At 75.3% G+C, this 19,298-nt stretch carries 18 protein-coding genes; 8 read left to right on the top strand and 10 right to left on the bottom strand.

Annotated features, from left to right (window positions below; translation table 11 throughout):
- Positions 1 to 110 precede the first annotated feature (110 nt).
- Positions 111 to 896 (top strand): transglutaminase-like domain-containing protein, encoded by a 786-nt coding sequence (locus HL054_RS02850; protein ID WP_369137195.1) that lies wholly within the window; start codon positions 111 to 113, stop codon positions 894 to 896.
- A gap of 61 nt (positions 897 to 957) precedes the next feature.
- Here HL054_RS02850 and HL054_RS02845 read toward each other — a convergent pair whose 3' ends face one another.
- The 5 genes from HL054_RS02845 to HL054_RS02825 form a co-directional block, all read right to left on the bottom strand.
- Positions 958 to 1,227: a hypothetical protein gene (locus HL054_RS02845; RefSeq protein ID WP_110552142.1), complete on the bottom strand. Its 270-nt coding sequence runs from the start codon at positions 1,225 to 1,227 to the stop codon at positions 958 to 960.
- An 83-nt stretch (positions 1,228 to 1,310) separates the two neighbouring features.
- A complete protein-coding gene (locus HL054_RS02840) occupies positions 1,311 to 2,525 on the bottom strand; it encodes an RNA polymerase sigma factor (protein WP_369137193.1) in 1,215 nt (404 codons plus the stop codon).
- Positions 2,522 to 2,869 carry a YciI family protein gene (locus HL054_RS02835; RefSeq protein WP_369137192.1) on the bottom strand — a complete coding sequence of 116 codons (348 nt, stop codon included), beginning with the start codon at positions 2,867 to 2,869 and terminating at the stop codon, positions 2,522 to 2,524. The genes HL054_RS02840 and HL054_RS02835 overlap by 4 nt, the downstream gene beginning before the upstream one ends.
- Positions 2,870 to 2,953: 84 nt before the next feature.
- Positions 2,954 to 3,880 (bottom strand): NAD(+)/NADH kinase, encoded by a 927-nt coding sequence (locus HL054_RS02830; protein ID WP_369137191.1) that lies wholly within the window; start codon positions 3,878 to 3,880, stop codon positions 2,954 to 2,956.
- Positions 3,881 to 3,883: 3 nt separating this feature from the next.
- Positions 3,884 to 5,305: a dihydrolipoyl dehydrogenase family protein gene (locus HL054_RS02825; protein WP_369137190.1), complete on the bottom strand. Its 1,422-nt coding sequence runs from the start codon at positions 5,303 to 5,305 to the stop codon at positions 3,884 to 3,886.
- 109 nt (positions 5,306 to 5,414) lie between these two features.
- On the opposite strand from HL054_RS02825, the gene HL054_RS02820 reads away from it, so the two are divergent.
- Both HL054_RS02820 and HL054_RS02815 read left to right on the top strand, forming a co-directional pair.
- Complete coding sequence (locus HL054_RS02820; RefSeq protein WP_369137189.1) at positions 5,415 to 5,927, top strand: flavin reductase family protein; 513 nt, start codon at positions 5,415 to 5,417, stop codon at positions 5,925 to 5,927.
- Positions 5,928 to 6,048: 121 nt separating this feature from the next.
- The gene (locus HL054_RS02815; protein ID WP_369137188.1) at positions 6,049 to 8,649 is read left to right on the top strand and encodes a bifunctional FO biosynthesis protein CofGH; all 2,601 of its coding nucleotides are present in this window, start codon (positions 6,049 to 6,051) and stop codon (positions 8,647 to 8,649) included.
- Positions 8,650 to 8,745: 96 nt separating this feature from the next.
- On the opposite strand, the gene yczR is transcribed toward HL054_RS02815, so the two are convergent.
- Positions 8,746 to 10,128, bottom strand: a complete 1,383-nt coding sequence (yczR, locus tag HL054_RS02810; RefSeq protein ID WP_369137187.1) for a MocR-like transcription factor YczR — start codon at positions 10,126 to 10,128, stop codon at positions 8,746 to 8,748.
- A gap of 60 nt (positions 10,129 to 10,188) precedes the next feature.
- Here yczR and yczE point away from each other — a divergent pair, with 60 nt between their 5' ends.
- Entirely contained in the window at positions 10,189 to 10,851 is a 663-nt protein-coding gene (yczE, locus tag HL054_RS02805; RefSeq protein ID WP_369137186.1) for a membrane protein YczE, read from the top strand.
- A 52-nt stretch (positions 10,852 to 10,903) separates the two neighbouring features.
- Here yczE and HL054_RS02800 read toward each other — a convergent pair whose 3' ends face one another.
- Positions 10,904 to 11,755: an SRPBCC family protein gene (locus HL054_RS02800; RefSeq protein ID WP_369137185.1), complete on the bottom strand. Its 852-nt coding sequence runs from the start codon at positions 11,753 to 11,755 to the stop codon at positions 10,904 to 10,906.
- Between the two features lie 114 nt (positions 11,756 to 11,869).
- On the opposite strand from HL054_RS02800, the gene HL054_RS02795 reads away from it, so the two are divergent.
- Both HL054_RS02795 and HL054_RS02790 read left to right on the top strand, forming a co-directional pair.
- Complete coding sequence (locus HL054_RS02795; RefSeq protein WP_369137184.1) at positions 11,870 to 12,313, top strand: cupin domain-containing protein; 444 nt, start codon at positions 11,870 to 11,872, stop codon at positions 12,311 to 12,313.
- A gap of 34 nt (positions 12,314 to 12,347) precedes the next feature.
- Complete coding sequence (locus HL054_RS02790) at positions 12,348 to 14,030, top strand: DUF885 domain-containing protein (RefSeq protein ID WP_369137183.1); 1,683 nt, start codon at positions 12,348 to 12,350, stop codon at positions 14,028 to 14,030.
- Positions 14,031 to 14,034: 4 nt separating this feature from the next.
- Here HL054_RS02790 and HL054_RS02785 read toward each other — a convergent pair whose 3' ends face one another.
- Positions 14,035 to 14,256: a hypothetical protein gene (locus HL054_RS02785; protein WP_369137181.1), complete on the bottom strand. Its 222-nt coding sequence runs from the start codon at positions 14,254 to 14,256 to the stop codon at positions 14,035 to 14,037.
- Between the two features lie 494 nt (positions 14,257 to 14,750).
- Here HL054_RS02785 and HL054_RS02780 point away from each other — a divergent pair, with 494 nt between their 5' ends.
- Both HL054_RS02780 and HL054_RS02775 read left to right on the top strand, forming a co-directional pair.
- On the top strand, positions 14,751 to 15,008 hold the full coding sequence (locus HL054_RS02780; protein WP_440347922.1) for a WhiB family transcriptional regulator: 258 nt from the start codon (positions 14,751 to 14,753) through the stop codon (positions 15,006 to 15,008).
- Positions 15,009 to 15,028: 20 nt separating this feature from the next.
- Positions 15,029 to 16,042 carry an NADPH:quinone reductase gene (locus tag HL054_RS02775; protein ID WP_369137180.1) on the top strand — a complete coding sequence of 338 codons (1,014 nt, stop codon included), beginning with the start codon at positions 15,029 to 15,031 and terminating at the stop codon, positions 16,040 to 16,042.
- Between the two features lie 74 nt (positions 16,043 to 16,116).
- On the opposite strand, the gene HL054_RS02770 is transcribed toward HL054_RS02775, so the two are convergent.
- Positions 16,117 to 17,277 carry an acyl-CoA dehydrogenase family protein gene (locus tag HL054_RS02770; protein WP_369137179.1) on the bottom strand — a complete coding sequence of 387 codons (1,161 nt, stop codon included), beginning with the start codon at positions 17,275 to 17,277 and terminating at the stop codon, positions 16,117 to 16,119.
- Positions 17,274 to 19,268 (bottom strand): acetyl/propionyl/methylcrotonyl-CoA carboxylase subunit alpha, encoded by a 1,995-nt coding sequence (locus tag HL054_RS02765; protein WP_369137178.1) that lies wholly within the window; start codon positions 19,266 to 19,268, stop codon positions 17,274 to 17,276. The genes HL054_RS02770 and HL054_RS02765 overlap by 4 nt, the downstream gene beginning before the upstream one ends.
- Positions 19,269 to 19,298: the final 30 nt, after the last annotated feature.

Genomic DNA, 19,298 nt, shown 5'->3' with positions numbered 1-19,298 from the left:
CCCACCCCGGTGGGCAGGGCTCGAGTGGCGGCGGCACCACTCGCGCGTGGCCGAGCGCACAGGCCGGTGGGCTGGCCGGGCAGGCCACCCCGCCAGCAGACTCACCGGGCATGCGCACCGACGTCGCCTGCTCGCTCACCGTCTCCTCCCCCGTGCCGGCGACCGCGCTGCTGCAGGTCGCGCTGGCCGCACCCACCGCCGAGCAGCTGACCGTGCTCCCCGGCGGGCAGCCGGTGGCCGCGGAGGAGCTCGCCGTCCCGGGCGCCCGGGTGCACCGGCTGCAGCTCGCCGCCGGCGAGACGACGATCGCCTACACCGCGCACGTCGACGCCGCCGGTCCGCCGCGGACCGTGACGCCGGCGGAGTGGGCCGAGTACGTGCGCCCCAGCCGGTACTGCCCGTCCGACCAGCTGGAGGGGTACGCCGGCACGGAGTTCGACCGGACGCTGCCGCGGTCCGAGCTCGTCGCCGCCGTCGCGGCCTGGGTGGGCCGACGGCTGGTCTACACCTCCGGGTCGAGCCGCCCGGTGGACACCGCCGTCGACACCCTGCTGCTCGGCCAGGGCGTGTGCCGGGACTACGCGCACCTCACCGTCACACTGCTGCGCGCGCTGGAGGTGCCGGCCCGGCTGGTGGCGGTCTACGCGCCGGGGCTGTCGCCGATGGACTTCCACGCCGTGGTCGAGGCCGACGTGGACGGCGTGTGGCGCACCGTGGACGCGACCCGGCTGGCCCCCACCTCGAGCCTGGTGCGGATCTGCCACGGCCGGGACGCCGCCGACACCGCCTTCCTGTCGCTGTTCGGCGGGCGGGCCACGCTGGACGCGATGACCGTCACCGCCACCGTGGCCGGCGACCTCCCAGCTCCGAGCGACGAGCCGTTCCCGCTCCCCTGATGGCCCCACTGCAGGGCCCCGCCGCGAGCTCGCGAGCGGTGGGGGGCAGTGGGGTCCTCCCTCAGCTGCCGGCCGGCGTGACGCCGAACAGCAGCACGCGCCGCTCGACGTCGTAGTGCACGGTGCCGGTGTTGGTGAGCAGGTCCTGCAGGTTGTCGGCGTCGTCGGGGTCCAGCGTGAGCACCTCCTCCCACGCGCCCTGGTCGAGGACGAGCTGCAGGGTGTAGGTCCCGGGCTTGCCGGGCTCCCCCGCGGTCCAGCTGAACTGGTAGTGGCTCAGCTGGCGCACCTTGATGGTGTTGTCGGTGACCGGCTGCGGTACCTCGGGCATGGTCGCTCCTCGCGTCGTCCGGCGTGATCTGGATCACAGCCTCCTACCCGCCGCCGGCTCCCCCACACCCGGGACCACCGGCATCACCCGGCGGCCCGCTGCTCCGCGAGCCGGCGCTCCAGGAACGCCCGCTCGGCGGCGTTCCCCACCCGCTCCAGCGCCGCCGCGTACGCCGCCGCGGCCTCCTCGCGGCGGCCGAGCCGGCGCAGCAGGTCGGCGCGGACGGCGTGCACCAGGTGCCCGGGGAGGGTGAGCCCGTCGACCAGCGCGAGGCCGGCGGCCGGGCCCTCCACCTCGGCCACCGCGACCGCCCGGTGCAGCGCCACCACCGGGGTCGGCGTCAGCTCCAGCAACAGGTCGTAGAGCTGCCGGACCTGCGCCCAGTCGGTCTCGACAGCCGTGCGGGCGTCGCTGTGCACCGCCGCGATCGCCGCCTGCACCTGGTAGGGGCCCGGCTGCGCCCGCCGCAGGCAGTCCCGCACCAGCGCCTGCCCCTCGGCGACCAGTGCCGCGTCCCAGCGGCTGCGGTCCTGGTCGGCCAGCAGCACCAGCTCACCGTCGGCGGTGGTGCGGACCGGCCGGCGGGACTCGGTGAGCAGCATCAGCGCGAGCAGGCCGATCACCTCCGGCTCGTCGGGCATCAGCTCGTGCAGCAGCCGGCCCAGGCGGACCGCCTCCGCGCAGAGGTCCGCCCGGGCGAGCTGGTCGCCGCCGGTGGCGGTGTGGCCCTCGGTGAAGACCAGGTAGACCACGGCCAGCACCGAGCCGAGCCGCGCGGGCAGGTCGGCCGCCGTCGGCACGCGGTAGGGGATCCGGCCGGCCCGGATCTTCGCCTTGGCCCGCACCAGCCGCTGGCCCATCGTCGGTTCGGGCACCAGGAACGCCGCCGCGATCTCGGCGGTGGTCAGCCCGCCGAGCAGCCGCAGGGTCAGCGCCACCTGCGCCGGCGGGGACAGCGCCGGGTGGCAGCAGGTGAACACCAGGCGGAGCCGGTCGTCGGCCACCGGGCCGCGGTCGACCGGCTCCGCCGCGGCGTGCAGCAGCGCGGCCTGCGCGTACCGGTCGGCGCGGGAGCCCTCGCGGCGCAGCCGGTCGATCGCGCGGTGCCGGGCGGTGGTGATGATCCAGCCGGCCGGGCTGGGCGGGACGCCGTCCTCCGGCCAGCGCTGGACCGCCGTGGTGAACGCGTCGGCGACGGCCTCCTCGGCCACGTCGACGTCCCCGAACACCCGCACCAGGACGGCGACCGCGCGGGCGTACTGCTCGCGGAACACCTGCTCGACCGCGGGCTCGGTCACCACTCGAAGGGCCGGACCTCGATCGGCAGCCCGATGGCCGCGACGAACTCCCGGCCCCAGCGCAGCGCCTCGTCGAGGTCGGCGACGTCGATGACCGACAGCCCGCCGAGGTACTCCTTGCCCTCGGCGAACGGGCCGTCCACCAGCAGGACCTCGTCGCCCTTCGGGCGGAGCACGGTGGCCGACGACGGCGCCGCCAGCCCGCCGGCGAACACCCACGCGCCGGCCTGGCGGACCCGGGTCTGCACCGCCTCGACCCGGGACATGATCGCGGTGAGCTCGTCGGGGGTCGGCGGCTCGCCGCCCTCCGCGGGGGTGACGACGCTGAGCAGGTACTGGGTCATCGGGTGCTCCTCTGGTCGGGAGCCGGCCCGTCGCCGGCTCTCACCCACTGGACGAACGGACCCCGGCCGGATCGACAGCCCCGGTCAGTCGACCTGGGTGGGCTGCGGCGCCGGCGGCGGGCGCAGCTCGTCGGGCACCAGCTCGACCAGCTCGTCGGGCAGCAGCGGCAGGTCCAGCAGCGACAGCTTCACCCGGCTGCGGTCGGCCGCCCGCGAGTCGGCGATCCGCACCAGCAGCCCGGCGTCCGGGCGGGTGGTGACCTCGAGGACGTCGCCGGGCCCGCACTGGCCGGAGTGGACGCCGTCGACCTCCATCGCCGGCCGCCCGGCGGTGATCTCCAGCGACAGCGGCTCGACCGGACCGACCATGATCGTCCGGCTGATCCCGCTCATCGGGGCCGACGGGGTGACCAGCAAGCCCTCGGCGCCTGGGCTCATCACCGGCCCCCCGGCGGCGTAGTTGTAGGCCGTCGAGCCCATCGGGGTGGACACGATGAGGCTGTCGCAGCGGTACCGGCCGTAACGGCGTCCGGAGACCGACAGCACCCCCTCGACCTGCCCCTGACCGGGCACCCGGGCCAGCACGACGTCGTTGAAGGCGACCGCCTCCCAGCCCGGGCCGCGGACGACCAGGCAGCTGCGCGGCTCGACGGTGGAGCGCCCCTCGGCCATCGCGGTCAGCGCGGAGTCCAGCTCGCGGGCCTCGACCTCGGTGAGGAAGCCGAGCCGGCCGAAGTTCACCCCGAGGACCGGCACCGGGGCGGCCGCGACCAGCCGCATCGCGCCGAGCAGCGTGCCGTCACCGCCGAGCGCGATCAGCCCGTCGACGCTGGTGGCCAGCTCCTCGACGTCCACCGGGGTGACGCCCTGCAGGGACAGCCGGTCGACGTCGTCCGCGCCGGCGACGAGCTCGACGTCGTGCGTCGTGGTCCACGCCGCGACCCGCGCGGCCGCCCCGGAGCAGTCTCGGACCGGGTGCAGCACCAGGCCGATGCGCTTGCCGTCGTGCACGCCTCAGCCCCGGTAGGTCTCGAGCAGGCGCAGCCACACCTCGCTGATCGTGGGGTACGACGGGACGGCGTGCCAGAGCCGGCTGATCGGGACCTCGCCCACCACCGCGATGGTCGCCGAGTGCAGCAGCTCGGCGACCCCGGGGCCGACGAAGGTGACGCCGAGCAGCACCTCGCGGTCGGTGTCGACGACCGCGATCGCCGTCCCGCTGTAGCCGTCGGCGAAGACCGAGGCGCCGGCCACGCTGCCGATCGCGAACTCGACCACCCGGTGCGGCAGCCCCTGCTCGGCGGCCTGCGCCGACGTCAGCCCGACCGCGCCGACCTGCGGGTCGGTGAAGACCACGCTGGGCGTGGCCAGCCGGTCGGCGGTGGCCACGTACGGCGACCAGTCGGAGAGGTCGGGCTGCTCGCCGCGGGCCCGCGCGACGATCGCGTTGCCGGCCTGGCGGGCCTGGTACTTACCCATGTGGGTGAGCTGCTGGCGGCCGTTGACGTCGCCGACCGCGTACAGCCACGACCGCCCGGGAACCTGCAGCGACTCGTCGACCTCGAGGTACCCGCCGGGCTCCAGACCCACGGTCTCCAGCCCGATCTCGTCGGAGTTGGCCCGCCGGCCGGCCGCGACCAGCACCTCGTCGCCACGCACCTCGTCGTGCGAGCAGGCGAGCACCACCTCGTCGCCCTCGCGCCGGGCCGAGCGCACCTCGGTGCCGAGCTGGACGTCGACGCCCAGCGCCCGCAGCGACGCCTCGACCGCCTGGCCGGCGGCCGGCTCCAGGTGCGGCAGCAGCCGGTCGCCGTGCTGCAGCAGGGTCACCGAGGAGCCCAGCTGCTGCCACGCGGTGGCCATCTCGCAGCCCACGTAGCCGCCGCCGAGCACCAGCAGCCGGCGCGGGGCCTCCTTGGCGCTGGTGGCCTCCCGCGGGGTCCACGGCGCGACGTCGGGCAGCCCGTCGACCGGCGGGACGGCGGCCCGCGACCCGGTGCAGACGGCGACGGCGTGCCGGGCGACGATCACCAGCTCGCTGCCGTCGGCCTGGGTGACGACGACCCGCTTCTCCCCCGCCAGCCGGCCGTGCCCGCGGACCAGCGCGATGCCGGCGCCGTCGACCCATTGGACCTGGCTCTCGTCGTCCCAGTGGTGGGTGAACTCGTCGCGGCGGGCCAGGGTCGCGGCGACGTCCTGCTCGCCGGTGACGGCGGCGGCCGCGCCCTGCACGGCCCGGGCCGCGGCGAGCGCCTCGCTGCCGCGCAGCAGCGTCTTGCTGGGCATGCAGGCCCAGTACGAGCACTCCCCGCCCACCAGCTCGCTCTCCACGAGGACGGTGCTGAGGCCGCCCCGGACGGCGATGTCGGCGACGTTCTCGCCGGTCGATCCGGCGCCGAGGACGACGACGTCGTAGGTCTGCTCTGCAGTGGTCACGCCGCCATTGTGGTCGATCGACGCCGGCGGGAGCATCGCAGCGAGCGCCAGCGAGCGAGGAGCGGACCGGGGGCGGAGACCGACAGGTCGGCGTGGTCGACTGACCCCCGTGCCTGTCGATGCTGCGGAGTACGCCGCCGCCCTGCGTTCCTACGCAGCGGGGGTGGTGCTGCTGACCGTCCAGGACGACATCGACGACGTGGGTACGACGGTCACCTCGCTGATGAGCGTCTCCGCCGACCCGCCGCTCGTGGCGATCGGCCTCGCCGCCGAGGGCTACCCGGCCGAGGTGCTGCAGGCGGTCGGCTCGTGTGCGGTGAACGTGCTGGGCGCCGGCCACGGCATCCTGGCCAGCCGGTTCTCCTCGGCCGGGCGCCCCTCGGCCCGCCACCTGCTGGAGTCGGTGCCGTGGCGGCGGGCGACCGCGAGCGGGGCGATCGTGCTGGACGGCGCGCTGGCGGCCCTGGACTGCACGGTGTCCTCGGTGGTCGACGCCGGCAGCCACGTGCTGGTGCTGCTGTCGGTCGAGGGCGTGCCGGTGCTCGCCCCGGACGGCGACCCGCTGGTGCGGCTGCGCGGCCGCTGGACCGACGGCACCGGGGCCCCGCTCCGCCGTCCCTGACCCGGGCCGCCGTTGTGCACTCGATGCGGTCTCCGGCGCGGGGAGACAGCATCGAGTGCACAACGGCCGCGGTCGGCCCGGGGAACGCGGCTGTCATCTGCCGGGACTAGCGTCGGAGGCGATGAGCGCCGCCATGCCCGCCCCGTCCGAGTCCGCCCTGCGCCGTGCCCTGGTCCGCGCCGAACGCGGCGTGACGCTGGACGCCACCGAGGCCGAGACGCTGCTGCACGCCCGCGGCCTGGCCGAGGGCGAGCCGCTGGACCGGCTGCTGACCGCCGCGGCCCGGGTGCGCGACGCCGGGCTGGCCTCCGCCGGCCGGCCGGGCGTGGTCACCTACAGCCGCAAGGTGTTCATCCCGCTGACCCACCTGTGCCGGGACCGCTGCCACTACTGCACGTTCGTCACCACGCCCGGTCAGCTGCGCGCGCAGGGCAAGGCCCCCTTCCTGTCCCCCGACGAGGTGCTGGAGATCGCCCGCGCCGGCGCCGCGCTGGGCTGCAAGGAGGCGCTGTTCACCCTCGGCGACCGGCCGGAGGACCGCTGGCCGGTGGCCGCCGAGTGGCTGGAGGCGCACGGGTTCGACTCCACGCTGGGCTACCTGCGCGCGATGGCCATCCGGGTGCTGGAGGAGACCGGGCTGCTGCCCCACCTCAACCCCGGCGTGCTGAGCTGGGAGGAGGTCCAGCGGCTCAAGCCGGTCGCGGCGTCGATGGGCATGATGCTGGAGACGACCGCCACCCGGCTGTGGTCGGAGAAGGGCGGCCCGCACTTCGGCTCGCCGGACAAGGAGCCCGCCATCCGGCTGCGGGTGCTGGAGGACGCCGGCCGCTCCGCGGTCCCGTTCACCACCGGGGTGCTGCTGGGCATCGGCGAGGACTACGCCGAGCGGGTCGATGCCGTGCTGGAGATCCGCGCGTCGGCGCGGCGGCACCAGCACGTGCAGGAGGTGATCGTGCAGAACTTCCGGGCCAAGCCGCGGACGGCGATGGCCGCCCACGACGACCTGGAGCTGCAGGAGTACGTCGCCGCGGTCGCCGTCACCCGGCTGCTGCTCGGCCCGGCCGCCCGCGTGCAGGCACCGCCCAACCTGAGCGACTCCACCGAGCTCGGACTGCTGCTGCGCGCCGGCGTCGACGACTGGGGCGGGGTCAGCCCGCTGACCCCCGACCACGTCAACCCCGAGCGGCCCTGGCCCAACATCGACAAGCTCGCCGCGCTGAGCGCCGAGGCCGGCTTCACCCTCCGCGAGCGGCTGGCCGCGCAGCCCGGATTTGTGCTGCAGCCCGAGCCGTGGCTGGACCCCCGCGTGCGTCCGCACGTGTTCGCACTCGCCGGACCCGACGGGCTCGCCGTGGAGGGCCGGCTGCCGGTCGGCCTGCCCTGGCAGGAACCCGACGAGGCCTGGACGTCCTCCGGCCGCACCGAGCTGCACGTCGAGGTCGACACGATCGGCCGCACCGGTGACCGGCGCAGCGACTTCGACGCCGTCTACGGCGACTGGGCCGAGCTGCGGTCGCGCACCGAGAGCGCCCGCGACGGGCACTCCACCGCGATCGCCGCCGGCGACCCGGCGGTGCACGCCGCGCTGCGGCACGCCGAGGCCGACCCCGCCGGGCTGAGCGACGCGGAGTACCTGGCGCTGCTGGGCGCCGACGGGCCGGACCTCGAGGCGCTCGCGGCACTGGCCGACGCCGTCCGCCGCGACGTCAACGGCGACGACGTCACCTACGTGGTGAACCGGAACGTCAACTTCACCAACGTCTGCTACACCGGCTGCCGCTTCTGCGCCTTCGCCCAGCGGCGCACCGACGCCGACGCCTACACGCTGTCGATGGCCCAGGTCGGCGACCGGGTCGACAAGGCGTGGGCCGGCGGCGCGACCGAGATCTGCATGCAGGGCGGCATCCACCCCGACCTGCCCGGCACCGCCTACTTCGACCTGGCGCGCCAGGTGAAGGCCCGCCGTCCCGACATCCACCTGCACGCGTTCTCGCCGATGGAGATCGTCAACGGGTCGGCGCGCACCGGGCTGTCCTTCCGCGACTTCCTGGTCGCGGCGAAGGAGGCAGGTCTGGACTCGTTGCCCGGCACGGCGGCGGAGATCCTCGACGACGACGTCCGCTGGGTGCTCACCAAGGGCAAGCTGCCGACCGCCACGTGGCTGGAGATCGTCGAGACGGCGCACTCGGTGGGGCTGCCGACGACCTCGACGATGATGTACGGCCACGTCGACACCCCCGCCCACTGGGTCGCCCACCTGCGCACGCTGGCCCGGCTGCAGGACCGGACCGGCGGCTTCCGCGAGTTCGTGCTGCTGCCGTTCGTGCACCACAACGCGCCGATCTACCTGGCCGGGGTCGCGCGTCCCGGGCCGACGAACCGGGAGAACCGGGCGGTGCACGCCGTCGCCCGGCTGCTGCTGCACGGCCGGATCGACAACATCCAGACCTCCTGGGTCAAGCTCGGCGACACCGGCACCCAGGCGATGCTGGACGGCGGCGCGAACGACCTGGGCGGCACGCTGATGGAGGAGACGATCAGCCGGATGGCCGGCTCGGGCAACGGGTCGCTGAAGACCATCGCCGAGCTGGAGGCCATGGCCGCCGCGATCGGCCGCCCGGCCCGGCAGCGGACGACGGACTACGGCACCCCGAGCGAGGAGCGGATGGCGACCGCCCGCTCCGACGCCGGCCGCCGGGCGCTCACCCTCAAGCTGGTCTGACCCGTCGTCCCCCTGCACCAGAGGCCGTCCTCCTGCACCAGCGTTGATGCGGGAGGACGGCCTTTGATCAGGTGACCTGATCAAAGGCCAGCCCGCTCACGCCGTCCAGCGGGAGGGGATGCGGCGGCTGTCGGTGCCGGCCACGGTGCGCTCCCACGCCGCCTGCAGCACCGCGGCCACCTCGTCGGCCAGCTCCGGCGGCACGCTCAGCGGCAGCCGCAGCCACCGGTCCGCGGTGCCGTCGACGGTGAACCGCGGCCCCGGCGTGACCCGCAGCCCGAGGTCAAGGGCGTGGGCGGCCAGCCGGGTGGAGCTCTGCCCGGGCAGCAGCACCCACAGCATCGACCCGGCCCGCGGCCGGACGGCCCGCCAGTCGGGCAGCCGGGCCGCCAGCGCGGCCAGCAGCGCGTCCCGGGCGGCGGTCAGCCAGGCGACCCGGTCGGCCAGCACCTCGTCGGCGACCGCGAGCAGCCGGACGGCGACCAGCTGCTCCAGCACCGGGCTGCTCAGGTCGACCGTGCCGCGCACCTGGGCCAGCCGGGCCAGCAGCGACGGGTCGGCGCGCACCCACCCCACCCGCAGCCCCGACCAGTACGCCTTGCTCATCGACCCGAGGGTCACCACCCGGCGGTCCAGCGCGGCCAGCGGGGTCGGCCGCGCTCCGTCGAGCACGAGCTCGGCGAACGTCTCGTCCGCGGCCACCACCGGGACGTCGAGCGCGGCCAGCAACGCCCGGCGCTGCGCGTCGTCGGCCAGCAGGCCGGTGGGGTTCTGCCCGTCCGGGGTCACCAGCGCGACGTGCGCCGCGGCGACCGGCAGCTCCCAGCCCTCGACGCCGACCGGCAGGGCGACCGGGCGCAGGTGGTTGGCCGCGACGGCGTCCAGCGCCGCCGGGTAGGTGGGCTGCTCGACCAGCGCCCGCTGACCAGGCCGGGTGACCGTGCGCAGCAGCAGGTCCCAGGCCGCCAGCGCGCCGTTGGTCACCAGCACCTGCTCCGGCTCGGTGGGCAGGCCACGGCCGCTGAGGTGCGCGGCGACCGCGGTGCGCAACGCGGGCAGTCCGTAGGGGTGCAGCCCGTGGCCGGCCAGCAGCGGGCGCAGGTCGGCGGTGGCCGCAGCGACGGCGTCCAGCAGCTGCGCGGGCGCCGGGGACGCCGCGACGGTGAGGTCGCGGACGACGGTCGGCTCCCCTGGATCGGCGTCCGGGCGGACCGGCGCCGACGACGGGAGGGTCACCCGGCTCCCGGCGCCGGCCGCGCTCGCCAGGTAGCCCTCGCTGCGCAGCACGTCGTAGGCGGCGGTCACGGTCGTCCGGCTGACCCCCAGCGCCGCGGCCAGCTGCCGCTCCGAGGGCACCCGGGCCCCCACCGACAACCGGCCGTCCAGCGCGAGGCCACGGATCCCGGCGGCCACCCCGGCGTAGGCCCGGCCCCCCACGAGCCAGGGGGCGAGCAGGTCGGCGAGCCGGTCGGAGTGCACCGGGCCATCGTGGCCGACTTGGCCCTGTCTCGACAGGGCCAAGTCGGCGAGGGTGGTCCCATGCGCCTGATCGACCCGATGCCCACCGACCGGCGACCGGCCCGGGTGGCCCTGCTGCTCGCCGGCCTCGTCGTCTACGGCGCCAGCGTCGGGATGATGCTGCAGGCCGGGCTCGGGCAGATGCCCTGGGGCGTGCTGGACCAGGGCCTGGCCGGGGTGCTGGGCATCGAGGTCGGCACCGGCTCGATCCTGGTGGGCGCGGTGGTGCTGCTGCTCTGGCTGCCGCTGCACCGGCGCCCTGGGCTGGGCACGCTGTGCAACGTCGTCCTGGTCGGGCTGTCGATCAACGCCACGCTCGCGGTGCTGCCGGCGCCCGACTCGCTCGGGTGGCGCATCCCGCTGCTGCTGGCCGGGGTGCTGGTCAACGGGCTGGCCACCGGCGCCTACATCGGGGCCGGGCTGGGCGCCGGCCCGCGCGACGGCCTGACCACCGGCATCGCCGCCCGTGGCCACTCCGTGCGGGTCGTGCGGACGACGATCGAGGTGCTGGTGCTCGCGGTGGGCTGGCTGCTGGGCGGCACGGTCGGCGTCGGCACGCTGCTCTACGCCCTGGCGATCGGGCCGCTGGTGCACCGCACGATGCCCGCCTTCGAACTGCGCCGCCGGCTGCTGCCGACCGGGCCGCTGTCGGCGGCGCCGGTCGCGGTGCCGCCCGCGGCCTGACCGCCGCCGCAGCCGGCCGGGGACGACGTCCGCCCCCGGCCGGCCGCGCAGCTCAGCGGCTGCCGCCCGCGATCATCGGGTCGTCGCCGTCGTCCCGGTGCGCCGTCTCGACCCCTTCGGTCGTGCCCGGGGCGTCGTACCCCTCGGCCTCCGACGCCTCGAGCAGCACGCCGTCCCGGACCTGGTCCGGCGGCGGCTGGTCGACGACGGCCACCGGCACCTCGGCGGGCACCTCGGCCGGGACCTCGCCCGGCACCTCGACGGGCTGGGCGGGCGGCGGGACGTCCGCGGCGTCCGACTCCGAGCCACCGCGCGTGGCGGCCACCGCAGCTCCGGCGGCAGCGACCGCGGCCACCCCGGCGATGACGCTCTTCGCCGACATCCCGGCCTTGCCGCTGTCGCCCTGCGACAGCGCCGCGTCCTGCACACCGGGGGTGCCGGCGCCCACGCCGTGCTGGATGGAGCCGCGCCACGCACCGCTCTCGTAGCCGGCGTCCTCGATGAGGGCCTTGAACCGCTCCAGGTCCGACCGCACCTGCCGGCCGACCACGCCGAGCTTGTCGCCGACCTGCTCGACGACGCCCTCGGGCTCGTACTCCAGCGTCAGCGAGACCGTGGTCGCCCCCGGACCGGCCGGCGTGAACCGGACGGCGCCGGCGTTGGTGGCCCCGCTCACGGCCGCCCAGGCGACCTTCTGGTCGGGCACCTGCTCCAGGATCGTCGCGTCCCACTCCCGCCGGACGCCGGCGATCTCGGCGACCCAGTGCAGCCGCTGGTCGTCGAGCTGGCGGACCTCCCGGACCCCGCCCATGAAGTGGGGGAAGTCCTCGAACTGCGTCCACTGGTTGTAGGCCGTCGACACCGGTACGCCGACCTCGATCGACTCCTCGACCTTCGTGCTCATGGACATCCTCCTCCGTTGCAGGACACTCGACCGGACAGGAGCCCTGCTACCCCGGATGAGCTGCGGTGATGCAACCGACCGGGCGGGCGCCGGACCGAGCACCGGAGGACCACCGTGACCGACGAGGACTTCCCCGACGACTGGCACCAGCCGCTGCGGCACGTCCGTGCCGCAGAGGTGTCCGGCGAGACCGCGCAGACCAGCGGGATGACCCGGCGGGAGGCGATCTCCGCGGAGACCGTGGGCGCCCAGCGGCTGTGGATGGGCCAGACGCACGTCGCCCCGCACACCGGTTCGGGCGACCACCACCACGGCGACTCGGAGACCGCGATCCACGTGCTCCGGGGGCACCCGGTGTTCGTCTTCGCCGAGCACGGCGAGGAGGTGCGGCTGCAGACCAGCCCGGGCGACTACGTCTTCGTCCCGCCGTACACCCCGCACCGCGAGGAGAACCCGCACGCCGAGGAGGCCGTGGTGGTGATCGCCCGCAGCAGCCAGGAGGCGATCGTGGTCAACCTGCCCAGCCTGCTGCCGCAGCCGGACCGCGCCGACGACTGACCCGGAGGCCCCGCCCACGGCTAGCGTGAGCGGGGTGACCGAGCCCGCGCGCCCGCCGTCCGACCTCGACCAGCTCGCCGACCGGTTCGTCGAGGACTACGCCGCCTCCCAACCGGCGGTGGCCACCTACATCGGCGTCCCCGGGCACGAGGACCGCTGGCCCGACCTCACGCCCGACGGCCACGCGGGCCACGCCGACCTGCTGCGGACGACGATCGCCGCGGCGCAGCGGGCCGACCCGGTCGACCGGCGCGACGAGGTGGCCCGCGCGGCCATGCTCGAGCGGCTGGGCGCCGAGCTGGCCCGCTACGAGGCCGGCTGGGCGCAGGCCGACCTGAACACCATCGACAGCCCGCTGCAGGCGTTCCGCTCGACCTTCGACCTGATGCCCACGGCCACCGAGGACGACTGGGCGACGATCGCCCGCCGGCTCGCCGCGATCCCGGGCGCGCTGGACGGCTACGCGGTCGGCCTGGAGCAGGCGGCCCGGGACGGCCGGGTCTCCGCGGCCCGGCAGGTGCGGCTGACCGCGCAGATCGCCCGCCGCTGGGCCGGTACGCCGGAGCGGCCGGGCTTCTTCGCCGAGTTCACCGCCGCCGCGCCGTCCGGCTCGGCCGGGCTGGGCCGGGACCTGACCCGGGCCGCGCAGGAGACCGCCGGTGCGCTGCTCGGCTTCGCCGACCGGGTCGAGCAGGGCCTGCTCCCCCAGGCGCCGGAGGCCGACGGGGTGGGCCGCGAGCGGTACGCGCTGGAGAGCCGCTTCCACGCCGGCATCGACCTGGACCTCGAGGAGACCTACGCCTGGGGCTGGGAGGAGCTGGCCCGGATCGTGGCGGAGAAGGAGGCGGTCGCCGAGTCGATCGCCCCGGGGCGGGGCATCGCGGGCGCGGTCGCGGTGCTGGACGCCGACCCGGCCCGTCAGGTGCGCGGCCGGGAGGCGCTGCAGGCGTGGCTGCAGGAGACCGCCGACCGGGCGGTGGCCGCGCTGGACGGCGTCCACTTCGCCATCCCCGACCCGGTGCGGCGGATCGAGGGACGGCTGACGCCGACGTCCGGCGAGGGCGTCTACTACACCGGCCCCACCGAGGACTTCAGCCGGCCGGGGCGGATGTGGTGGTCGCTGCCCGAGGGCGTCAGCGACATGACCACCTGGCGGGAGACGACGACCGTCTTCCACGAGGGCGTGCCCGGCCACCACCTGCAGATCGCCCAGACCGTCTACAACGCCGCGCTGCTCAACCGCTGGCAGCGGCTGCTGTGCTGGTGCTCCGGGCACGCGGAGGGCTGGGCGCTGTACTCGGAGCGGCTGATGGCCGAGCTGGGCTTCCTCGACGACCCGGGTGACCGGCTCGGCATGCTCGACGCCCAGGAGCTGCGGGCCGCCCGCGTCGTCCTGGACATCGGCGTGCACCTGGACCTGCCGGTCCCGGCCGGCCGGGCGACCGGTGACCGGTGGAGCTACGACGTCGCGCTGGCCTTCCTGCGCACCCACGTCGACATGGAGGACGCGATGCGGGTCGACGAGCTGCACCGCTACCTCGGCTGGCCCGGGCAGGCGCCGGTCTACAAGGTCGGCGAGCGGGTCTGGCTGACCTGCCGGGAGCAGGCCCAGCTGCGCGGCGGCGCCGAGTTCGACCTCAAGGCCTGGCACCGCACCGCGCTGGACCTCGGCCCGCTGGGGCTGGCCCCGCTCGCCGGCGAGCTCGCCCGCCTCTGACCGCTCAGCCGCCGTCCGGTGCGCCCGCTCGGACGGCGGCCCGCCAGCGCCGCCGGTCGAGCACGGCCCGCACCGACCACCCGATCGCCAGGGTGCACCACAGCAGGCCGAACGACACGTCGTCCTGCACCACGTAGGCCACCCCGACGCCGGCGTGCCCCAGCGCCAGCGCCGTGTCCGCCCACCACCCCCGCTCGGTGACCTCGGCCCGGCGTGGTCTGCGCACCCCGCGACGCTACTGCGGTGAACCGGGGCGGTCTGCTCCTCGCTCCGGTCCACCGCGGGACGACGGCCGGCTGCATGCACACGGACGGGCGTGGCACAAGCCCCTCTCAGCGGCCGATCCGGTACCGGGAGCCCATCCCCAACTGGACGAACCGGTCGGCCCCCGTCGGCAACACCTGCCGCACCCACCGGCGCGTCGAGGGTCCCCGTCCACACTCCTGAGGTGTCCGGGACAGCTGTGACTGCTGGGGTTCGGCGTAACACGGCGGACATTTGACCGGCCCGGACGACACCCGTGTAATTCCCCCAACAGGTCACCGACGGTGACCCGCGGCAGTCGCCGAGTGACGACAGCCGAACCGAGACGCAGGGGGACGCATCGTGACCATGGCCGACGTGACGTGGATGGACGACTACCGGGCCGCAGCCGCCGAGGCCGCCCCGATGACCTACGGCGCCGACGTGCTGGGCATGGGCGAGGTCTTCGACCCGAGCCTGGCCGGCTTCGGTGGCTTCGGTGCCTTCGACGCCGACGAGCAGGGCTGGCAGGAGCGCGCGCTGTGCGCCGAGACCGACCCCGAGGCCTTCTTCCCGGAGAAGGGCGGCTCCACCCGCGAGGCGAAGAAGATCTGCACCGGCTGCGACGTGCGCACCGAGTGCCTGGAGTACGCCCTCGGCAACGACGAGCGCTTCGGCATCTGGGGCGGCCTCTCCGAGCGCGAGCGTCGCCGCCTGCGCCGTCAGGCCTCCTGAGGCAGGAGTAGGAAGGGCTCGTGCGAGCCATCTTCTACAGCCAGCCCGGCGGTCCCGACGTCCTGCAGCTCGGCGACCGCCCCACCCCCGACCCGGGACCCGGCGAGGTCCGGGTGCGCCTGGCCTTCTCCGGCGTCAACCCGACCGACTGGAAGTCCCGCAGCACCGCCCAGCCCGGCCCCGGCGGCCAGGTGCCCGACCAGGACGGCTCCGGCACCGTCGACGCCGTCGGCGAGGGCGTCGACCCGGTGCTCGTCGGTGAGCGCGTCTGGATCTGGGAGGCCGCCTGGCAGCGTCCGCACGGGACGGCGGCCGAGTACACCGTGGTCCCCGCCCGGCAGACCGTGCTCCTCGGCCCGGACGCCTCCTTCGAGCTCGGCGCCTCCCTCGGCATCCCGTTCCTCACCGCGCACCGCTGCCTGACCGTCGCCGAGCACCTCCCCGACCGGATCGGCCCCGGCACGCTGGACGGCCGCACCGTCCTCGTCCAGGGCGGGGCCGGCGCCGTCGGCAACGCCGCGATCCAGCTGGCCCGCTGGGCCGACGCCACGGTCATCGCCACGGTGAGCGGGCCGGACAAGGCGCAGCTGGCCGCGAAGGCCGGCGCCGACCACGTCATCGACTACAAGCGGCAGGACGTCGTCGCCGAGGTCCGGAAGATCGCCGCGCAGGGCGTCGACGCGATCGTCGAGGTCTCCGCCGCCACCAACGCCGCGATCGACGCGCAGGTGGTCGGCATGTACGGCTCGATCGCGATGTACGCCGACGACGGCGGCGCCGAGGTGACCGTCCCGGTGCGCGCGCAGATGGCCCCCAACGCCCGCTGGCAGTTCGTGCTCGTCTACACCGAGCCGCGCCGGGCCAAGGAGATCGCCGTCGAGGACGTCAACGCCGCCGTGCTGGACGGCGCCGTCCGGGTCGGCGCGGACGCCGGCCTGCCGCTGCACGTCCACCCGCTCGCCGACACGGCCGCCGCCCACCAGGCGGTCCAGGACGGCGCCGTCGGCAAGGTGCTCATCGACGTCACCGCCTGAGCCGCCGAGTGAGCAGTTCCGGTCGCCGACACGCGCGGACACGCCGCCGGTGACGACCGGAACTGCTCACCGGCTCAGCCGAGGCCGAGGGAGCGGGCGATCAGCATCCGCTGCACCTCGCTGGTCCCCTCGCCGATCTCCAGGATCTTCGCGTCGCGGTAGAAGCGGCCGACCGGGAACTCGGTCATGAAGCCGTAGCCGCCGTGCACCTGGGCGGCGTACCGGGCGTTCTCCACCGCCATCTCCGAGCTGTACAGCTTGGCGATCGACGCCTCGCGCTTGAACGGCTCGCCGCGCAGCATCTTCTCCGCGGCCCGGTAGTAGGCCAGCCGCGCGGTGGAGGCCCGCACCTCCATGTCGGCGATCATGAACTGCACCGCCTGGTTGCGGCCGATCGGCTGCCCGAACGCCTCCCGCTCCCCCGCGTACTTCAGCGACTCGTCCACGCACCCCTGGGCCAGCCCGACGGCCAGCGCGGAGATCGCGATCCGGCCCTCGTCCAGGATCGACAGGAACTGGGCGTAGCCCCGCCCGCGCTCCCCCACCAGGTTCCCCGCCGGCACCCGCACGTCGTCGAACGCCAGCTCGCGGGTGTCCGAGGCGTTCCAGCCGACCTTGGCGTAGCGCTTCCCGACGGTGAACCCGGGCGTGCCCGACGGGACGACGATCGCCGAGATCTCCTTGCCGCCGTCCGGACGGGCGCCGGTCACCGCGGTGACGGTGACCAGGTCGGTCATCCCGGTGCCGGCGTTGGTGATGAACGCCTTGGACCCGTTGAGCACCCACTCGTCGCCCTCGAGCCGGGCGGTCGTCTTCGTGGCACCGGCGTCCGAGCCGCCGCCGGCCTCGGTCAGCCCGAAGGCGCCCAGCGCCTCACCGGCGCACAGCCGGGGCAGCCACTGCTGCTTCTGCTCCTCCGTGCCGAACCGGAAGATCGGCATGGCCCCCAGCGAGACGCCGGCCTCCAGCGTGATGGCCACCGAGCTGTCCACCCGGGCCAGCTCCTCCAGCGCCACGCAGAGGGTGAAGTAGTCCCCGCCCGAGCCGCCGTACTCCTCCGGGAACGGCAGGCCGAACAGCCCGAGCTCGCCCATCTGCCGGACGATCTCGGTGGGGAACTCGTCGCGTTCGTAGAACCCGCCGATCTGCGGGGCGATCACCTCGACGGCGAACTCGCGGACCACCTTCCGCAGCGCCTCGGTCTCCTCGTCGAGCCGGTAGTCCAGCACGGTCACTCCCCCTCGCCGGGCGGCGGTGGGGTCACCACGGCCACCCGCTCGTCCAGCCGGACCTGGTGGCCGGCGGTCACCGGGAGCTCGGTGACCGTCCCCGAGACCGGGGCGGTCAGCACGTGCTCCATCTTCATCGCCTCGACGACCAGGAGCGGGGTCCCCGCCTCCACCTGGTCGCCGAGGGACACCTGCACCACGGTCACGGTGCCGGGCATCGGCGCGGTCACCGCGCCGTCGGAGGCCACCGCACCGGCCGCGGACGCCAGCCGCCCCTGCTCGCGCAGGGCGGCGACGTGGCCGTCGACGGCGAGCCAGACGGTGCCGGCGGCGTGCACCACGGTGAACCGGGTCGTGACGTCGTCCAGCGTCACGCTCAGCAGGTCGCCCTCCCGGTCGGCCCGCGCGCTCATCGGCTCGCCCCCGCCCACGCGCACCTGGGCGGCGCCGGACCGCCCGCGCACCCGGACCTCCACCGGCTCGTCGCGCTGCGACTGCAGGCGGCGCACGGTCCAGGCCGGCTCGCCGAGCCGCCAGCCCGCGGGCAGGTCCCACGGGTCGACCACGGCGCCGGCCGGCTCGGCCTCCAGCAGCAGGGCCATCGCCGCGGCGGCGTAGACGTGCGGCGGGGGCGGCTCGGCGTGCGTCAGCGCGGCCCCGCGGCGCTCGATCAGCCCGGTGTCCAGCCGGCCGGCGACCACGTCGGGGTCGCCGAGCAGGTCGCGCAGGAAGGTGGTGTTGGTGACCACGCCCAGCACGGCGGTGTCGCCGAGGGCGGTGACCAGCCGGGCGCGGGCGGTCTCCCGGTCCGGGCCCCAGGCGACGACCTTGGCCAGCATCGGGTCGTAGTCGGTGCCCACGGTGCTGCCCACCCGCAGCGAGCTGTCCACCCGGATGCCGGGGCCGTACGGCTCGAGCAGCCCCACCACCTCACCGGCCTGCGGGAGGAAGCCGCGCGCCGGGTCCTCGGCGTACACCCGCGCCTCGATGGCGTGCCCGTCGAGGGAGACGTCGCTCTGCTCGATCGGCAGCCGCTCGCCGGCGGCCACCCGCAGCTGCAGCTCGACCAGGTCCAGCCCGGTGATGCACTCGGTGACCGGGTGCTCGACCTGCAGCCGGGTGTTCATCTCCAGGAAGAAGAAGTCGCGCGGGCTGTCGGCGTCGACGATGAACTCGACAGTGCCGGCGCCGGTGTAGCCCACCGCCCGGGCGGCGTCGACGGCGGCGCTGCCCATCGCGGCCCGCGTCGCCGGGCCCAGGAACGGCGACGGTGCCTCCTCGACCACCTTCTGGTGCCGGCGCTGCAGGCTGCACTCGCGCTCGCCCAGGTGGACGACGTGGCCGTGGGTGTCGCCGAACACCTGCACCTCGATGTGCCGGGAGTGGCCCAGGTACCGCTCGACGAGCAGGGTGTCGTCGCCGAAGGAGCTGCGGGCCTCGCGGCGGGCGCCGGCGATCTGCTCGGGCAGCTCGGCCGGGTCGCGCACCACCCGCATGCCCTTGCCCCCGCCGCCGGCGCTGGGCTTGAGCAACACCGGGAAGCCGATCTCGACCGCGGCGAGAGCGACCGCGTCGTCGTCCATGCCCGGCTCGGTGCGGCCGGGGACGACCGGGACACCGGCCGCGGCGACGGTCTGCTTGGCGCGGATCTTGTCGCCCATCGCCTCGATGGCCGCGACCGGCGGGCCGATGAAGACGATGCCGGCGGCCGCGCAGGCCCGGGCGAAGTCGACGTTCTCGGACAGGAAGCCGTAGCCGGGGTGCACCGCCTCCGCACCGGTGCGCCGGGCCGCGTCCAGCACCCGCTCGACCGACAGGTAGCTCTGCGCGGCCGGCGCCGGCCCGATGGGGACGGCGACGTCGGCCAGCCGGGTGTGCAGCGCGCCGGCGTCGGCCTCGCTGTACACGGCGACCGAGCGGATGCCCATCGTCCGCAGGGTGCGCAGCACCCGGACGGCGATCTCCCCGCGGTTGGCCACCAGGACGGTCCGGAACACCGTCAGCACCCCCCGCGGGGGGCGGTGGTG

Source organism: Modestobacter versicolor (assembly GCF_041028285.1).
Lineage (GTDB): Bacteria > Actinomycetota > Actinomycetes > Mycobacteriales > Geodermatophilaceae > Modestobacter > Modestobacter versicolor_A.
Note: the sequence above shows the minus strand (reverse complement) of the source record. Positions and strands in the feature narration are given on the sequence as shown.